The sequence below is a fragment of the Vibrio nitrifigilis genome, from assembly GCF_015686695.1.
GTDB lineage: Bacteria > Pseudomonadota > Gammaproteobacteria > Enterobacterales > Vibrionaceae > Vibrio > Vibrio nitrifigilis.
On record NZ_JADPMR010000004.1, the window covers coordinates 200,110 to 213,995 of the forward strand.

Consider the following 13,886-nt stretch of genomic DNA (forward strand, 5'->3'; position numbering starts at 1 on the left):
CAATTATTGAACTTGGGTGATTTCGATAGCGAGATCATCGCGGTGCGCTTTAGGGGCAATTTGTCCGCGAATATCGACAAACTGGACGTTATCATCACGGTCATCACTGTTGATGAAGTGGCTAAAGCGTTGCAATTTTTCGGGTGTTTCTAGTGTGGTTTTCCACTCGCATTGGTATTTAGCGATGTTGTATGCCATGGCTTGCTCGAGTTCGGTGCAAAGACCAAGTTTGTCTTCAATCACTACCTCTTTGACGTAATCTAAGCCGCCTTCAAGGTTCTCTATCCACACTGACGTGCGTTGCAGGCGGTCGGCAGTGCGGATGTAGAACATCAGCACGCGGTCGATGTATTTCACTAAAGTAGCTTGGTCAAGGTCGGTCGCAAATAGGTCTGCATGACGAGGGCGCATACCGCCGTTACCACAGATATAGAGGTTGAAACCTTTATCAGTGGCAATCACGCCGATGTCTTTGGATTGCGCTTCAGCACATTCACGGGTACAGCCAGAGACAGCAAACTTGAGTTTGTGTGGTGAGCGCAGCCCTTTGTAGCGGTTTTCTAAGTCAATCGCGAGCCCCATGCTGTCTTGCACGCCGTAGCGACACCAAGTTTGTCCCACGCAGGATTTGACGGTACGCAGAGATTTACCGTAAGCATGACCGGTTTCAAAGCCTGCATCGACCAAACGTCGCCAAATAAGCGGCAAATCGTTAAGTTGTGCGCCGAATAGGTCGATACGTTGTCCGCCGGTGATTTTGGTGTATAAACCAAAATCTTTGGCCACTTCTCCCAGTACAATCAGTTTTTCTGCGGTGATTTCGCCGCCCGGAATCCGTGGCACAACCGAGTAAGTGCCATCTTTTTGCATATTGCCTAAGAACAAATCGTTAGTGTCTTGCAGCTCAATGTGCTCTTGGCGCAGGATGTAATCGTTCCAGTAAGAGGCAAGGATAGAACCCACTGCCGGTTTGCAAATTTCACACCCTAAGCCCGAACCATATTGAGCAAGCAGTTCGTCGAAGGTTTTGATTTGATGGACGCGAATCAAATCGCTCAGTTCTTGGCGTGAGTAGGCGAAGTGCTCACACACATGGTTGTTGACTTCGACGCCCAATTTCGCCAGTTCGCTGTCTAATACTTGTTTAGCAAGAGCGCTACAACCACCACAACCCGTCGAGGCATTGGTGGTCTCTTTCAGCTCTGCCATGGTGGTGCAGCCGGCTTTAACGGCTTCGACAATGGTGCCTTTGGTGACATCAAAACATGAACAGATCACCGCGCTATCAGGCAGGGCATCGACGCCCATGGCGGACGATTCATCTTCTGCCACGTTCGGTAAAATCAGCACTGATGGGGTTTCTGGCAGCGTCATGTTGTTTTGACGCAGTTGCAGCAAGTTGGAGTAGCATTGCGCATCGCCGACCAAAACGGCACCGACAATGGATTTCTTATCGTGAGAGAGAATCAGGCGTTTGTAGACTTGCTCAATGTCATCTTTGTAGGTGTACGATAGAGCCCCTGCGGTTTTGTCGTGCACTTCACCGATACTTGCCACATCGACACCCAGTAATTTGAGTTTGGTACTCATATCTGCGCCGGTAAATTCAGCAGCTTGCTCAGGCGTTAAGATGTGCTGTGCGGCAACTTTTGCCATTTGATAGCCCGGTGCGACCAAGCCAAAAATTTGGTTATTCCACAGGGCACATTCGCCAATGGCATAAATATCGTCATAGTTGGTTTGGCAGTGATTGTTGATCACAATCCCACCACGTTCACCGATGGTAATGGTGGAGTTGCGTGCCAGTTCGTCACGAGGACGAATCCCTGCGGAGAAGACAATCATGTCGGTTTCAAGGTGTGAACCATCGGCAAAGTTCATGCGATAACGTGCCGACTCGCCAGCAACGATTTCCGTGGTGGCTTTTTCCGTGTGCACGTTCACGCCCATGGCTTCAATTTTACGGCGTAGCAATTCACCGCCATCTTGGTCGAGCTGCACTGCCATGAGGCGAGGTGCAAATTCCACCACATGCGTCGTCAGACCTAAATTCTTAATCGCATTCGCCGCTTCCAATCCCAGCAAGCCACCACCCACAACCACACCGCTGGTGCTGGATTGGCTAGAGGCTTCAATGGCATCTAAATCTTCAAGGGTGCGATACACATGGCAATGTTCACCATCGTTACCCGCAATTGGGGGCACAAAAGGGAATGAACCGGTCGCTAAAATCAGTTTGTCGTAGGCTAGGGTTTCACCATTGGTTAACGTCACGGTGCGCTGTTCGGGATTGACCGCGGCAACTTTGGCGTTCAAGCGATATTGAATGCCGTGAGTTTGGTAATACTCTTCGGTGGTGAGGGCTAAATCGGCGGCCGTGCTGCCAGTAAGATAAGAGGTTAAATGCACACGGTCATAGGCTAGACGGGCTTCTTCACAAAAGGTGATGATCTCATACTCATTGCTGCCAGATTGAATCACATTGTCGATAAACTTGTGACCGACCATGCCGTTGCCTGCCACAATAATGCGTTTTTTGCTCATGATGATGTCCTTATTTTGTTTTTAGAGTCAGTGCTGTGATTACGCGGTGAGGCGAATGGTTGTGGTGTCTGACTTTGCTTCCCGTTCTGTTAATTGTTCTAGCCACTCCATTTGTGACGCCACTTTGACCACTTGACCGATGACGATCAAGGCAGGCGAACAGACTTGGTGGTGTGTTGCTAAATGGTGTAATTCGGTTAATTCGCCAGTGAAGGTGCGTTGGCGAGTGGTGCAGCCATTCTCAATAATCGCAACAGGGGTGCTTTGATCCATGCCATGTTTGATTAAGGTCTCTTGAATCCATTGCGCTTTCGATAAGCCCATGTAAATGACTAAGGTTTGGTTCAGTGACGCCAGTGCGCCCCAATTCACATCGAGGGATTTATCGGCGTGAGCGGTGATAAAGGTGCAACCTTGTGCGAGCCCTCGATGAGTTAAAGGAATATTGGCGTAAGTGCTGCAACCTGAAGCGGCGGTGATACCCGGTACCACTTCAACTCGGATCCCTCTTTGAGCCAGAAACAGCATCTCTTCACCACCGCGACCAAAGACAAACGCATCACCGCCTTTGACTCGGCACACTTGCAACCCTTGCATGGCGTAGCTGGCAATCAGTTCATTGATCTCTTCTTGCTTCATGCTGTGGTGGCCTTTGGCTTTCCCCACATAGACATGCTGAGCAGCATGCGGGAAGGTCGCTTGAATTTCACGACTCACCAAATTGTCGTAAATGATGACGTCCGCAGCATCAATGGCTTTGACCGCTTTCATAGTGAGCAAGTCTGGATCGCCAGGACCTGCGCCGACCAAAGCCACATTACCGAATGTGATCGTTGAGCTTGTGATTGTCTTCATCATTCCAGTGCCTCGTCATGGTGATTAAGTTTGGGCGTCGATTGTTCCGACAGCGCTTTTTCCCTCTAGAGCAAGTTGAATGCCAAATAGGTGAGGTAATGAAAGAAGACTTTTTTAAAATGCTATTTTTCAATACGTTAGATGAGGTGATTGCCAAAGAATTACCATAAATGAGTCACCAGCGAGAATGGGCGAGATTGAGAAAAATGGTCCATGGATGTGCGACGATTTCTTTTCATGGTGAAAAATACATAAAAGTGGGTAGTAGCCTTGGGTAACCATCTCTACCTAATAGTGGGTAGGGAAATTATTTTATATAATAAATTCAAATATTTGATTGGTTTGCATGAGGGTATTGGTCTATAAATTGCTTTTCTATGCTGAAAGTAGAAATAGTAAGGGAAATGTATGGTGACGCATGATGGATGGACCAAGTCAACGTGTGCTTACTGCGGAGTCGGTTGTGGTATTGAAGCCCGTGTTTTAGGCAGTGGAAAGCTAGAAGTGCGTGGAGATAAAAGTCATCCTGCCAACTTCGGCAAGCTGTGCACCAAAGGCATCGCCTTGGGCGATACGGTCATTGAAGATGGTCGCTTACTTTATCCTCAGCAACGCATTGCGGGGGAATGGCAAAGAGTGGCTTGGGATGAAGCCCTGACTACCGTTGCTGATAAATTTGCGCAAACCATTGCAGAATATGGCCCTGATTCCGTTGCTTTTTATGTTTCAGGTCAGCTCCTTACCGAAGACTACTATGTCGCCAATAAATTAATGAAAGGCTTTATTGGCAGCAGCAATATCGACAGCAATTCGCGTTTGTGTATGGCATCGTCAGTCGTCGGACACAAACGTGCCTTTGGTATGGACAGTGTGCCGGTGGTCTATGAAGATTTGGAACAAGCTGACGTAGTGATTCTGGTCGGTTCGAACCTCGCATGGTGTCATCCAGTGTTGTATCAACGTTTGCGTGTCGCCAAGGAAAATAACCCTGGTCTTAAAGTGCTGGTGGTGGATCCACGGCGTAATGAAAGCTGCGATATCGCCGATCTGCATTTGCCCATTCATTCCGGCTCTGATGTCGCGTTGTTTAATGGTTTATTGGGTTATCTTGCCGACCATCAAGCGCTCGATAGGGAGTTTATTACTAAGCACTCCAACCACTTTGACATGGCGCTCGCCTCTGCTCAGCAAGAAACCAATACGCAAGATGTGACGGGATTATCAAGCGGTGAACTGGAGCAGTTTTATCGAGCGTTTGCTGAACATAAAAGGGTAGTGACCATTTACTCACAAGGGGTCAATCAATCCACTCAGGGCTCAGATAAAGTCAACAGCATCATCAACTGTCACCTTGCGAGTGGCAAAATTGGCTATGCGGGGTGTGGCCCGTTTTCTGTGACAGGTCAGCCCAATGCCATGGGAGGACGAGAAGTGGGGGCGTTAGCCAGCACCCTTGCAGCGCATTTGGAGTTTGATCAGCCTGAAGAGATAGCAGCGATCCGCGAATTTTGGCACACCGACTCGCTCGCCACCAAGCCGGGACTCAAAGCGGTGGATATGTTTGATGCGGTTGCTGAGGGAAAGATTAAAGCGATTTGGATTATGGCGACCAATCCGGTGGTGAGTTTACCGAACAGCGACAAAATAAAGACTGCACTGGAAAATTGCCCATTTGTGGTGGTATCCGATTGCATTGCTGATACCGCTACCACTCGCTGCGCCGATCTACTTTTACCTGCGCAAGGTTGGAGTGAAAAATCCGGCACCGTCACCAACTCTGAACGCCGCATCTCGCGACAACGAAAATTGCTCGCCAGTCCGGGGCAAGCGAAACCTGATTGGTGGATCGTCAGTCAAGTGGCGCAGCGTATGGGGTTTAAAGAGCAGTTCGATTATCACCACGAAGGGGAAGTATTTCGCGAATATGCAGAGATGACGGGGCTGAATCAGCATGTGAAACCACGGGATTTGAACTTGATTGGTTTGGCTAAACTGACTGATCAAGAGTATCACCACTTGATGCCACAGCAGTGGCCCGTGCTTGAGTATCAATCTGAGTTAGTTAATCAGCGCCTTTTTACCGATAAGCAGTTTTATACCGCCAACGGCAAAGCGAATTTTTTAGCGGTGAGTCATCGAGTGCCTCAGCGGCAGATCTCAACGCAATATCCGTTGTTGCTCAATACCGGACGAACCAGGGATCATTGGCATACGATGACACGTACCGGATTATCAACGCGCCTAGCCTCATTTCACAGCGACCCTTACCTTATGATCCATCCCGATACCGCGCAGCAATATCAGCTCAATGACGGGCACATTGCCGCAGTGAGCAATCAGCAAGGTAAAGTGCGGGCTAAGGTGATGTTTAACGATGGGATGAAACGCGGTGAGCTTTTTATGCCCATTCATTGGAATGAATTAACCGCCGCTGATGCCAAACCTTGCAGCTTAGTTGACCCACGAGTTGATGCCTATTCGGGACAACCGGAATTTAAATGTACGCCTGTTGCGATAGTGCCTGAGCAGACACAAAGTGCAGTGTTAGTCGCTTGTGATAACCCTATTATATTGAATGATAGAGACTATTGGTCACGCCAAAAAATCGCAGGCGGTTATCTGTATCATATTAAAAGTGATCGTAAACTTGCTGACATATTGAAAGATTTGCCTGCCAGTAAGGGGCAAGAAGTCAGTTACCAGTCTGGGTCTTGGTATCTTAAAGCGACAAGACAAGACGTGAAAACTATACGCTTAGTAGTCGCTAGTGGTATCTCTGGTTTTAAACAGAAGCAAGTTGCGGATGTAGCAGAACTGTTTGCATATAATGAAGAAACGATGTCGATACAACAGTGCATTCATTGGTTGGAAAAGAAATGGTAGGTCAGCAGTTCGGTCTAATGGTGATAATAAAAATAGTGTGATTGATATCAAATCACTAGTAAGGGCTGAAGAGCTGAAAAAAAACTGCTACTATGTCACAAATTTAAAAAGTTGGCTTCATGCCAACTTTTTTCGTGTTTACACGCTATTTAAAAACGATATTAGGAATACTTGTGCTCTCAACTGCAAACATCACAATGCAATTTGGCGATAAGCCATTGTTTGAAAACATCTCCGTCAAATTTGGCGATGGTAACCGTTATGGTCTGATCGGTGCGAACGGCTGTGGCAAATCCACTTTTATGAAAATTTTAGGTGGTGAACTGGAGCAATCCGGGGGCACAGTTATTTCTTCTGATCCTAATGAACGCATGGCGAAATTAGGTCAGGACCAGTTTGCTTACGAACAGTACACGGTTATCGACACGGTGATTATGGGTCATAAAGAGTTGTGGGCTGTGAAAGAAGAGCGTGATCGTATCTATGCTCTGCCAGAAATGTCTGATGAAGACGGCATGCGTGTGGGCGATCTGGAAACTGAATTCATGGAAATGGATGGTTACTCGGCAGAGGCTCGTGCGGGTGAATTACTGTTGGGCTTAGGGATTGCTGAAGAGCAGCATTTTGGTTTGATGAGTGAAATCGCGCCAGGCCTAAAACTTCGTGTATTGTTGGCGCAAGTTCTGTTCGCTGAACCAGACATCATGCTACTAGACGAACCAACCAACAACTTGGACATGAGCACCATCGCATGGTTGGAGCAAACGCTATTAGCACGTAACTGTACTATGATCATCATTTCCCACGACCGTCACTTCCTGAATACCGTATGTACACATATGGCGGACTTGGATTACGGTGAACTTCGTATGTTCAGCGGTAACTACGATGAATACATGATAGCTGCTGAGCAAGCTCGTGAGCGCTTGCTTGCTGATAATGCGAAGAAGAAAGCACAAATTGCTGAATTGAAAACCTTTGTAAGCCGCTTCTCTGCGAACGCATCAAAAGCAAAACAAGCGACCTCTCGTCAGAAACAAATCGATAAAATTCAGCTAGATGATGTGAAGCCTTCGAGCCGTCAATCGCCATTTATTCGTTTTGACCAAGCGAAAGAGTTGTTCCGTAACGCTCTTGAAGTGACTGAAATGAAACAAGGTTACGACGATAACATTCTGTTTAATGATGTGAACATGATGGTGGAAGTGGGTGAGCGCATTGCGATCATCGGTGAGAACGGTATCGGTAAATCAACGATGTTGAACACGCTTGCAGGTGCTATGGAACCGATGCAGGGTGAAATTAAATGGTCAGAAAACAATAATATTGGTTTCTACGCACAAGATCATGCCCATGAGTTCGCAGAAGACATGAGCCTCTTAGATTGGATGGGGCAGTGGAAAAAAGAAGGCGACGATGAGCAAGTTGTCCGTGGCATTCTTGGTCGTATGCTGTTCTCACAAAACGATATCAAGAAATCCGTTAAAGTGATTTCTGGTGGTGAGCAAGGTCGTATGCTGTTTGGTAAATTGATCATGCAACAACCAAACATCCTGCTAATGGATGAACCGACCAACCACATGGATATGGAATCGATTGAAGCGCTTAACTTGGCGTTAGAGAACTACAAAGGTACCCTAATCTTTGTTTCTCACGACCGTCAGTTTGTATCTTCGATTGCCACACGTATCATCGAAATTTCAAAAGATGGTGTGAACGATTTCCACGGTACTTACGATGAGTACTTAGCGAAGCAAGCACTAGCGAACTAATTGTTTATTGCAATTGCATAAGGGCGAACGTAGTTCGCCCTTTTTTATTGGCTGAATCACTCTAATACGGGTTAACGTTGACGCATACCATTCACAATTAACCCGCCACCGAAAACCATAAATAACACACCTGACAATCGATTGAGCAGGTTAAACCATGATTTGCTTTGTCCAACTAATAAACGATGAGCCAATAGAGCATAGGAGGTTAAAGCAATAAATGAGCAGCTAGCAAAAATCGCCGTTAATTCAAATGACTGTATCATTGGATCAGCTTGAGGATTAATAAATTGCGGTAGTAGTGCCGAGAAAAATAAAATGGCTTTGGGATTAGATAATCCAACCAATGTCGACTGTATAAATAGACTGCGGCTATTCGCATTGCGCGCTTCCATTGTCATCGTGTGAACGTTACTTTTTAGTGCTTTAACCCCTAAAAAGCACAGATACAGACCGCCAATGATCTGTACGGCATGAATCATCCATGCTCCAGTGGATTGTAAAAGTGTGCTCATACCTAATCCTGCTAAAGAAGCATAAAAAATCATGGCACATTCATTACCTGCAATGCCACATAGGGCTTTTTTCATACCGTGATTGGCTCCATTCGAGATAGCCAGTAAGACTGCAGGACCTGGAGATAACGTCGCGATTATTGCGATGGCTAAAAAGCCGAGTAAAGAGTGGGTATCTAACATTGAAATTCCTTTTCAATTAATAATGTAAGTAAGCTACCTAATCAAATTAACGTACTTTTATGCACCCAACAAGCGAATTGCTCTTGCATCATTTTTACGTCAATTCTGCTGCCAAGCGTTGGTTTTTTATGCGTTCTTTGGCAAGGTATAATATAAGTTAGCCAATTCATTTATTAAGGAGAAAGTAGTATGACGAACACTCCAAACCAGATCTCATTTCATGATGGGCATTCTATTCCTCAGTTAGGCCTTGGTGTGTGGCAAGCTTCCAATGAACAAGCTGCACTTGCGGTTCGTGAAGCGTTATTGAATGGTTACCGACATATCGATACCGCTGCAATTTATGGTAACGAAGAAGGTGTCGCCGCAGGCATTAAACAAAGTGGTGTACCGCGCGAAGATGTGTTTGTGACGACCAAAATTTGGAATGATGCTCAAGGCGCAAGTCAATCCCGAGACGCCTTTATGCAAAGTTTGGAACGTTTAGATACTGATTACGTGGATTTGCTGTTAATTCACTGGCCATTGCCAATGAAAGATAAATATATCGAGACTTGGCGTACCATGATTGAGTTGCAACAAGAAGGGTTAGTTAAATCGATTGGTGTGTCTAACTTTATGGAATTACATCTGAAACGATTGATACAAGAAACCGCAATTAAACCGGTATTAAATCAGATCGAGTTACACCCTTATATGCAGCAGAACGTTTTACGAGATGCCCATCAACAACTTGGAATTCGTACAGAAGCGTGGAGTCCATTAGCACAAAACAAGGCATTAAATGATGCTGTTATCGGGCAAATTGCCCAAAAGCATGGCAAAACACCCGCTCAAATTGTCATCCGCTGGCATTTAGATAACCAAGTGATTGTTATACCAAAATCAGTGACGCCGTCACGCATTAAGCAAAATTTTGATGTGTTTGATTTTGAGTTAGATCATGATGATATGACGCTGATAGCAGCTTTAGAAAAGGGGCAGCGATTAGGCCCAGATCCAGAAGTTTTCTCAATGGGTGCATAAGCATTGTGAAGATCTAAAAAAAACACCTCGCATTGGCGAGGTGTTTTAAATTCAGTGTTGCTTTGGCTGATTACGAAAATAGACCTGATGATAAGTAACGGTCGCCACGGTCACAAACAATAGCAACGACTACTGCATCTGGATTATTGCGAGCAATTTCTAAGGCTGCAAATACGGCGCCGCCAGAACTTACCCCCGCACTGATGCCTTCAATACGAGCTAATTCTCTTGCGGTTTCTTTCGCATCGCTTTCTTCTACGTCGATCACTTGGTCAACACGGGCCGCTTCGAAAATACCTGGAAGGTATTCTTGTGGCCAGCGGCGAATGCCCGGGATATTGCTGCCTTCTGCTGGTTGTAAGCCAACAATCTGGACATCTTCACTCTGAGATTTCAGATATTTAGAGGTACCCATGATAGTACCAGTTGTTCCCATACTAGACACAAAGTGGGTGATTTTGCCTTGAGTTTGCTGCCAAATTTCTGGACCTGTGGTTTTAAAATGCGCATCAGGGTTATCTGGGTTATTGAACTGATCAAGAACGATGCCTTTACCTTCTTCTTGCATTTGTAAAGCAAGGTCACGGGCGACTTCCATGCCATCGACCAAAATCAATTCCGCACCATAGGCTTTCATTGAATCAATACGTTCTTGAGTTGAGCTTTTTGGCATGATCAGTACCATTTTATAGCCCTTAATCGCAGCTGCCATTGCAAGCGCAATCCCAGTGTTACCGCTGGTTGCTTCAACGATAGTATCACCTGGTTTGATCTCACCACGAGCTTCTGCCTGTAATATCATATTAAGAGCTGGGCGGTCTTTCACAGAACCTGCTGGGTTATTGCCTTCTAGCTTAACAAGAACAGTACCTGAGTTTTCACTCGGTAAACGCTGTAGGCGAACTAATGGCGTGTTACCTACAAATGATTCGATGGTTGGAAAATCTGACACGTCTATTTCCTTTGTGTTGTTCGGCGAGTGAAAAAGAAACGTTTACTCGCAAAGTTTGTTGCGGTAATAATAATGACAATACCACTTGGAGTACAGCGTGCGACGTAAATCGGCTATTTATAATAAAAGTAATTGATTGATTGTATTCTAAAAGGTTATATCGATTGTATTTATTATTCACTTCATTTCACTTAGTCTATCGATTCGAAAGGATCACCGCTTTTTATTGCTGATTTCTCTAGCGGCTTTTGCGTCCATTTTAAATAGCTTTTTTGGCTTATTGCTGGCGTGGGTATTGGTTCGTTATGATTTTCCCAGTAAGCGTTTACTGGATGCATTAGTCGATTTACCATTCGCTCTACCCACTGCCGTAGCAGGTATCACTTTAGCAACGCCTATTCTGCCAATGGTCCATTTGGCGCCGTTATATTCCTAGCGGGCAATATGCCTTATATCAGCGAAATCACCTCGCTAATGATTTTTGTCAAACTGCAAGAATTTGATTTTGCAGGAGCGAGTGCCATTGCCTCGGTAGTATTGATGGCATCACTGCTGTTATTACTGGCGATCAACATTTGGCAAGGGCGCTATTTGCGCCGCATTCACGGTAAGTAAGGAAAATATGATGACCCAAGTTAGACGTGTTGGCGATCAACCAGTCGTAAAATGGACATTGATTCTGCTTGCCCTGTTTTTATCCGCCATATTACTTCTTGTTCCGCTATTTAGTATTTTTCATCACGCCTTCTCAAGCGGATTGAGCGCTTACTGGCATAATTTATCCGAACCAGACACTCAGCATGCTATTTTGCTGACTCTGTTGGTGGCGGTATTAACCGTGCCGATTAACCTCGTGTTTGGCGTTATGCTTGCATGGGCTGTCACTCGTTTTGAATTCGTTGGTCGCAAACTACTTATTACCTTAATTGACATACCGTTTGCGGTGTCGCCAGTTGTCGCGGGCTTACTGTATTTACTCTTATATGGCAGTAGCGGTTGGCTCGGAGAGTGGCTATTTGAGCATAACATTCAAATTATGTTTGCTTGGCCCGGTATTGTATTGGTGACGGTATTCGTGACCTGTCCATTTGTCGCACGTGAATTGATTCCTTTGATGCAACAACAAGGACGTTCGGATGAAGAAGCCGCCGTGATCCTTGGCGCTTCATGGTGGCAAATGTTTCGCAAAGTGACCTTACCCAATATTAAATGGGCGCTGATCTATGGTGTGATCTTAACTAATGCTCGCGCGGTCGGGGAGTTTGGGGCGGTGTCGGTTGTGTCTGGTCATATTCGTGGAGAGACCAATACGCTGCCATTACATGTTCAATTACTGTATGAAGATTATCAATCGGAAGCCGCCTTCGCGAGTGCGTCTTTGCTGGCCTTTATTGCCTTGATTACCCTAGCATTAAAAACCGTAGTGGAATGGCGCCAAGCGCGTTCACGACGAGTTGATAACGATAATAATGAGTGATAACCCATGAGTATTTCAATAAACAACCTCTCAAAAACGTTTGGCCAGTTTCAGGCGTTAACGCCTTTATCACTCGATATTCATGATGGTGAAATGATCGGTTTGCTCGGTCCTTCTGGATCGGGGAAAACCACGTTATTACGGATTATCGCTGGGTTAGAAACAGCAAATACAGGCACGATTCATTTTGGTGGTAGGGACGTGACTCATCTCCATGTTAGGGAGCGACGCGTGGGTTTTGTGTTTCAAAACTACGCTCTGTTTCGTCATATGACCATCGAAGAGAATGTCGCATTTGGTTTACGAGTGATGGACAAGAAAGAACGGCCATCAAATCAAGAGATTCAAAAGCGCGTTAAAGACTTATTAGATATTGTGCAACTTGGTCATTTAGCCAAACGGTATCCAGAGCAGTTATCGGGTGGGCAAAAGCAACGCATATCATTGGCAAGAGCACTCGCGACCAAGCCAGAGGTATTATTGCTTGATGAGCCGTTTGGCGCACTTGATTCAAAAGTGCGTAAAGAACTGCGTCGTTGGCTACGAAGCCTACATGATGAGCTCGGTTTTACTAGCGTGTTTGTTACCCATGATCAAGACGAGGCAATGGAGCTTTCCGATCGTGTTGTCGTGATGAGTAATGGGTGCATCGAGCAAGTGGATACGCCCGCGAGACTTTATGAACAGCCTAACAGCCGCTTTGTTTTTGATTTCTTAGGTAATGTGAATGTGTTTAATGCTCAGTGGGATGGTGCTCAACATTGGAGTAATGGCCAAGCATTTATTACACCTCATCAGGAATCCCAGTTTCAGCATAATGGGTTGTTGTATGTGCGCAGTCATGAGATATCATTGGCCAATAAAGAGAATAAACAAGCCTCTTTACCCGCTAAAGTCATGTCAGTGACACCGATTGGCGCGGAAGTCCGTGTCGAATTAGCACCTCAAGGGTGGGAATCTGATCAGTATTGGGAAGTGCGTTTATCTCATCGTCAATTTGATAGTGATAAAATTCGCCGCGGTGGCATTCTCTATTTAGTACCCCAAGCGGGCTATTTCTTTGCTCAGGACACTCATCAAGATCCGTTGAAACTTGCTTGGCCATTTTTAGAAAAAGATGCGGTTATGTTTGAAATCTAGAATGGAATAGCCCTGTCATAGAGATAGAGACAGGGCTATTTGTCGTGAAGTGATGTATCCAAACAGCTAGCTTGTAATCGATTCCATTTGATAGATGCCCAATTCAAATACTTCATACGAATAAATCATTTGAGTTGTGCAACTCCTGTCTGTATTTAAGATGCTGATTTAGTGAAGCACTTTTTCAGGTAATAACGTTACCCGGAATAGCGTCACTACTTCACGAATAAAGTTGGCGGTGTATTCAATATTGATACTGATAGAACGCCAGCATATCTCATGAATCAAGTCTTGCAGCTTTTTCTCCCGTAAGTGAAATTTATTGATGTCCGCTTCCGTTAACTGGTTTACTTCATCTTCAAACAGCAATATGAAGTCTTTCAGTGCCGGAAGTTCCTGCTTTGCCATTACTATAAAGGTGGATATATCATCTCGGAACATGTTAATCCTCATCTTTACTACTCTCATCATTCTCTTATTCTTGTTAGCTGTTAAACGTAAACGATGTTGTCCAATCAACGGTTCTAATTATTGTTACT

At 45.4% G+C, this 13,886-nt stretch carries 11 protein-coding genes and 1 pseudogene; 7 read left to right on the plus strand and 5 right to left on the minus strand.

Annotated features, from left to right (window positions below):
* Positions 1-3: 3 nt before the first annotated feature.
* Together nirB and cobA are read right to left on the minus strand one after the other, a co-directional pair.
* Positions 4-2,544 carry a nitrite reductase large subunit NirB gene (gene nirB, locus I1A42_RS17130; protein WP_196124174.1) on the minus strand — a complete coding sequence of 847 codons (2,541 nt, stop codon included), beginning with the start codon at positions 2,542-2,544 and terminating at the stop codon, positions 4-6.
* A gap of 39 nt (positions 2,545-2,583) precedes the next feature.
* Positions 2,584-3,402 (minus strand): uroporphyrinogen-III C-methyltransferase, encoded by an 819-nt coding sequence (cobA, locus tag I1A42_RS17135; RefSeq protein ID WP_230389612.1) that lies wholly within the window; start codon positions 3,400-3,402, stop codon positions 2,584-2,586.
* 14 nt (positions 3,403-3,416) lie between these two features.
* Between cobA and I1A42_RS17140 the strand changes: the two genes are divergently transcribed.
* The 3 genes from I1A42_RS17140 to I1A42_RS17150 all read left to right on the plus strand — a co-directional run bounded on the left by I1A42_RS17140 (position 3,417) and on the right by I1A42_RS17150 (position 8,054).
* On the plus strand, positions 3,417-3,569 hold the full coding sequence (locus I1A42_RS17140; protein WP_196124175.1) for a hypothetical protein: 153 nt from the start codon (positions 3,417-3,419) through the stop codon (positions 3,567-3,569).
* Between the two features lie 238 nt (positions 3,570-3,807).
* Positions 3,808-6,282, plus strand: coding sequence for a molybdopterin oxidoreductase family protein (locus I1A42_RS17145; protein ID WP_196124176.1), 2,475 nt, complete (start codon positions 3,808-3,810; stop codon positions 6,280-6,282).
* 173 nt (positions 6,283-6,455) lie between these two features.
* The gene (locus I1A42_RS17150; RefSeq protein WP_161156222.1) at positions 6,456-8,054 is read left to right on the plus strand and encodes an ABC-F family ATPase; all 1,599 of its coding nucleotides are present in this window, start codon (positions 6,456-6,458) and stop codon (positions 8,052-8,054) included.
* Positions 8,055-8,125: 71 nt separating this feature from the next.
* Here the strand turns inward: I1A42_RS17150 and I1A42_RS17155 are convergent, their stop codons facing one another.
* Positions 8,126-8,752, minus strand: coding sequence for a LysE family translocator (locus I1A42_RS17155; RefSeq protein WP_196124177.1), 627 nt, complete (start codon positions 8,750-8,752; stop codon positions 8,126-8,128).
* A gap of 189 nt (positions 8,753-8,941) precedes the next feature.
* On the opposite strand from I1A42_RS17155, the gene I1A42_RS17160 reads away from it, so the two are divergent.
* Positions 8,942-9,778, plus strand: coding sequence for an aldo/keto reductase (locus I1A42_RS17160; protein WP_196124178.1), 837 nt, complete (start codon positions 8,942-8,944; stop codon positions 9,776-9,778).
* Positions 9,779-9,848: 70 nt separating this feature from the next.
* Here the strand turns inward: I1A42_RS17160 and cysM are convergent, their stop codons facing one another.
* Entirely contained in the window at positions 9,849-10,730 is an 882-nt protein-coding gene (cysM, locus tag I1A42_RS17165) for a cysteine synthase CysM (RefSeq protein WP_196124179.1), read from the minus strand.
* Between the two features lie 220 nt (positions 10,731-10,950).
* Between cysM and I1A42_RS17170 the strand changes: the two are divergent.
* From I1A42_RS17170 to I1A42_RS17180, 3 genes and pseudogenes are all read left to right on the plus strand, one after another.
* Positions 10,951-11,345 (plus strand): annotated as a pseudogene (locus I1A42_RS17170) (molybdate ABC transporter permease subunit); the annotation flags it as partial.
* 7 nt (positions 11,346-11,352) lie between these two features.
* The gene (gene cysW / locus I1A42_RS17175) at positions 11,353-12,207 is read left to right on the plus strand and encodes a sulfate ABC transporter permease subunit CysW (protein ID WP_408063538.1); all 855 of its coding nucleotides are present in this window, start codon (positions 11,353-11,355) and stop codon (positions 12,205-12,207) included.
* Positions 12,208-12,213: 6 nt separating this feature from the next.
* On the plus strand, positions 12,214-13,347 hold the full coding sequence (locus I1A42_RS17180) for a sulfate/molybdate ABC transporter ATP-binding protein (protein ID WP_196124180.1): 1,134 nt from the start codon (positions 12,214-12,216) through the stop codon (positions 13,345-13,347).
* A 168-nt stretch (positions 13,348-13,515) separates the two neighbouring features.
* Here the strand turns inward: I1A42_RS17180 and I1A42_RS17185 are convergent, their stop codons facing one another.
* A complete protein-coding gene (locus tag I1A42_RS17185) occupies positions 13,516-13,788 on the minus strand; it encodes a hypothetical protein (protein WP_161156233.1) in 273 nt (90 codons plus the stop codon).
* Positions 13,789-13,886: the final 98 nt, after the last annotated feature.

Coding starts and splice junctions, on each gene's coding strand:
- I1A42_RS17155 (WP_196124177.1), bottom strand. CDS start 8,752: ATGTTAGATACCCACTCTTTACTCGGCTTTTTAGCCATCGCAATAATC.
- I1A42_RS17185 (WP_161156233.1), bottom strand. CDS start 13,788: ATGTTCCGAGATGATATATCCACCTTTATAGTAATGGCAAAGCAGGAA.
- I1A42_RS17140 (WP_196124175.1), top strand. CDS start 3,417: ATGGTGATTAAGTTTGGGCGTCGATTGTTCCGACAGCGCTTTTTCCCT.
- cysW (WP_408063538.1), top strand. CDS start 11,353: ATGATGACCCAAGTTAGACGTGTTGGCGATCAACCAGTCGTAAAATGG.
- cobA (WP_230389612.1), bottom strand. CDS start 3,402: ATGATGAAGACAATCACAAGCTCAACGATCACATTCGGTAATGTGGCT.
- I1A42_RS17180 (WP_196124180.1), top strand. CDS start 12,214: ATGAGTATTTCAATAAACAACCTCTCAAAAACGTTTGGCCAGTTTCAG.
- I1A42_RS17145 (WP_196124176.1), top strand. CDS start 3,808: ATGGTGACGCATGATGGATGGACCAAGTCAACGTGTGCTTACTGCGGA.
- I1A42_RS17160 (WP_196124178.1), top strand. CDS start 8,942: ATGACGAACACTCCAAACCAGATCTCATTTCATGATGGGCATTCTATT.
- nirB (WP_196124174.1), bottom strand. CDS start 2,544: ATGAGCAAAAAACGCATTATTGTGGCAGGCAACGGCATGGTCGGTCAC.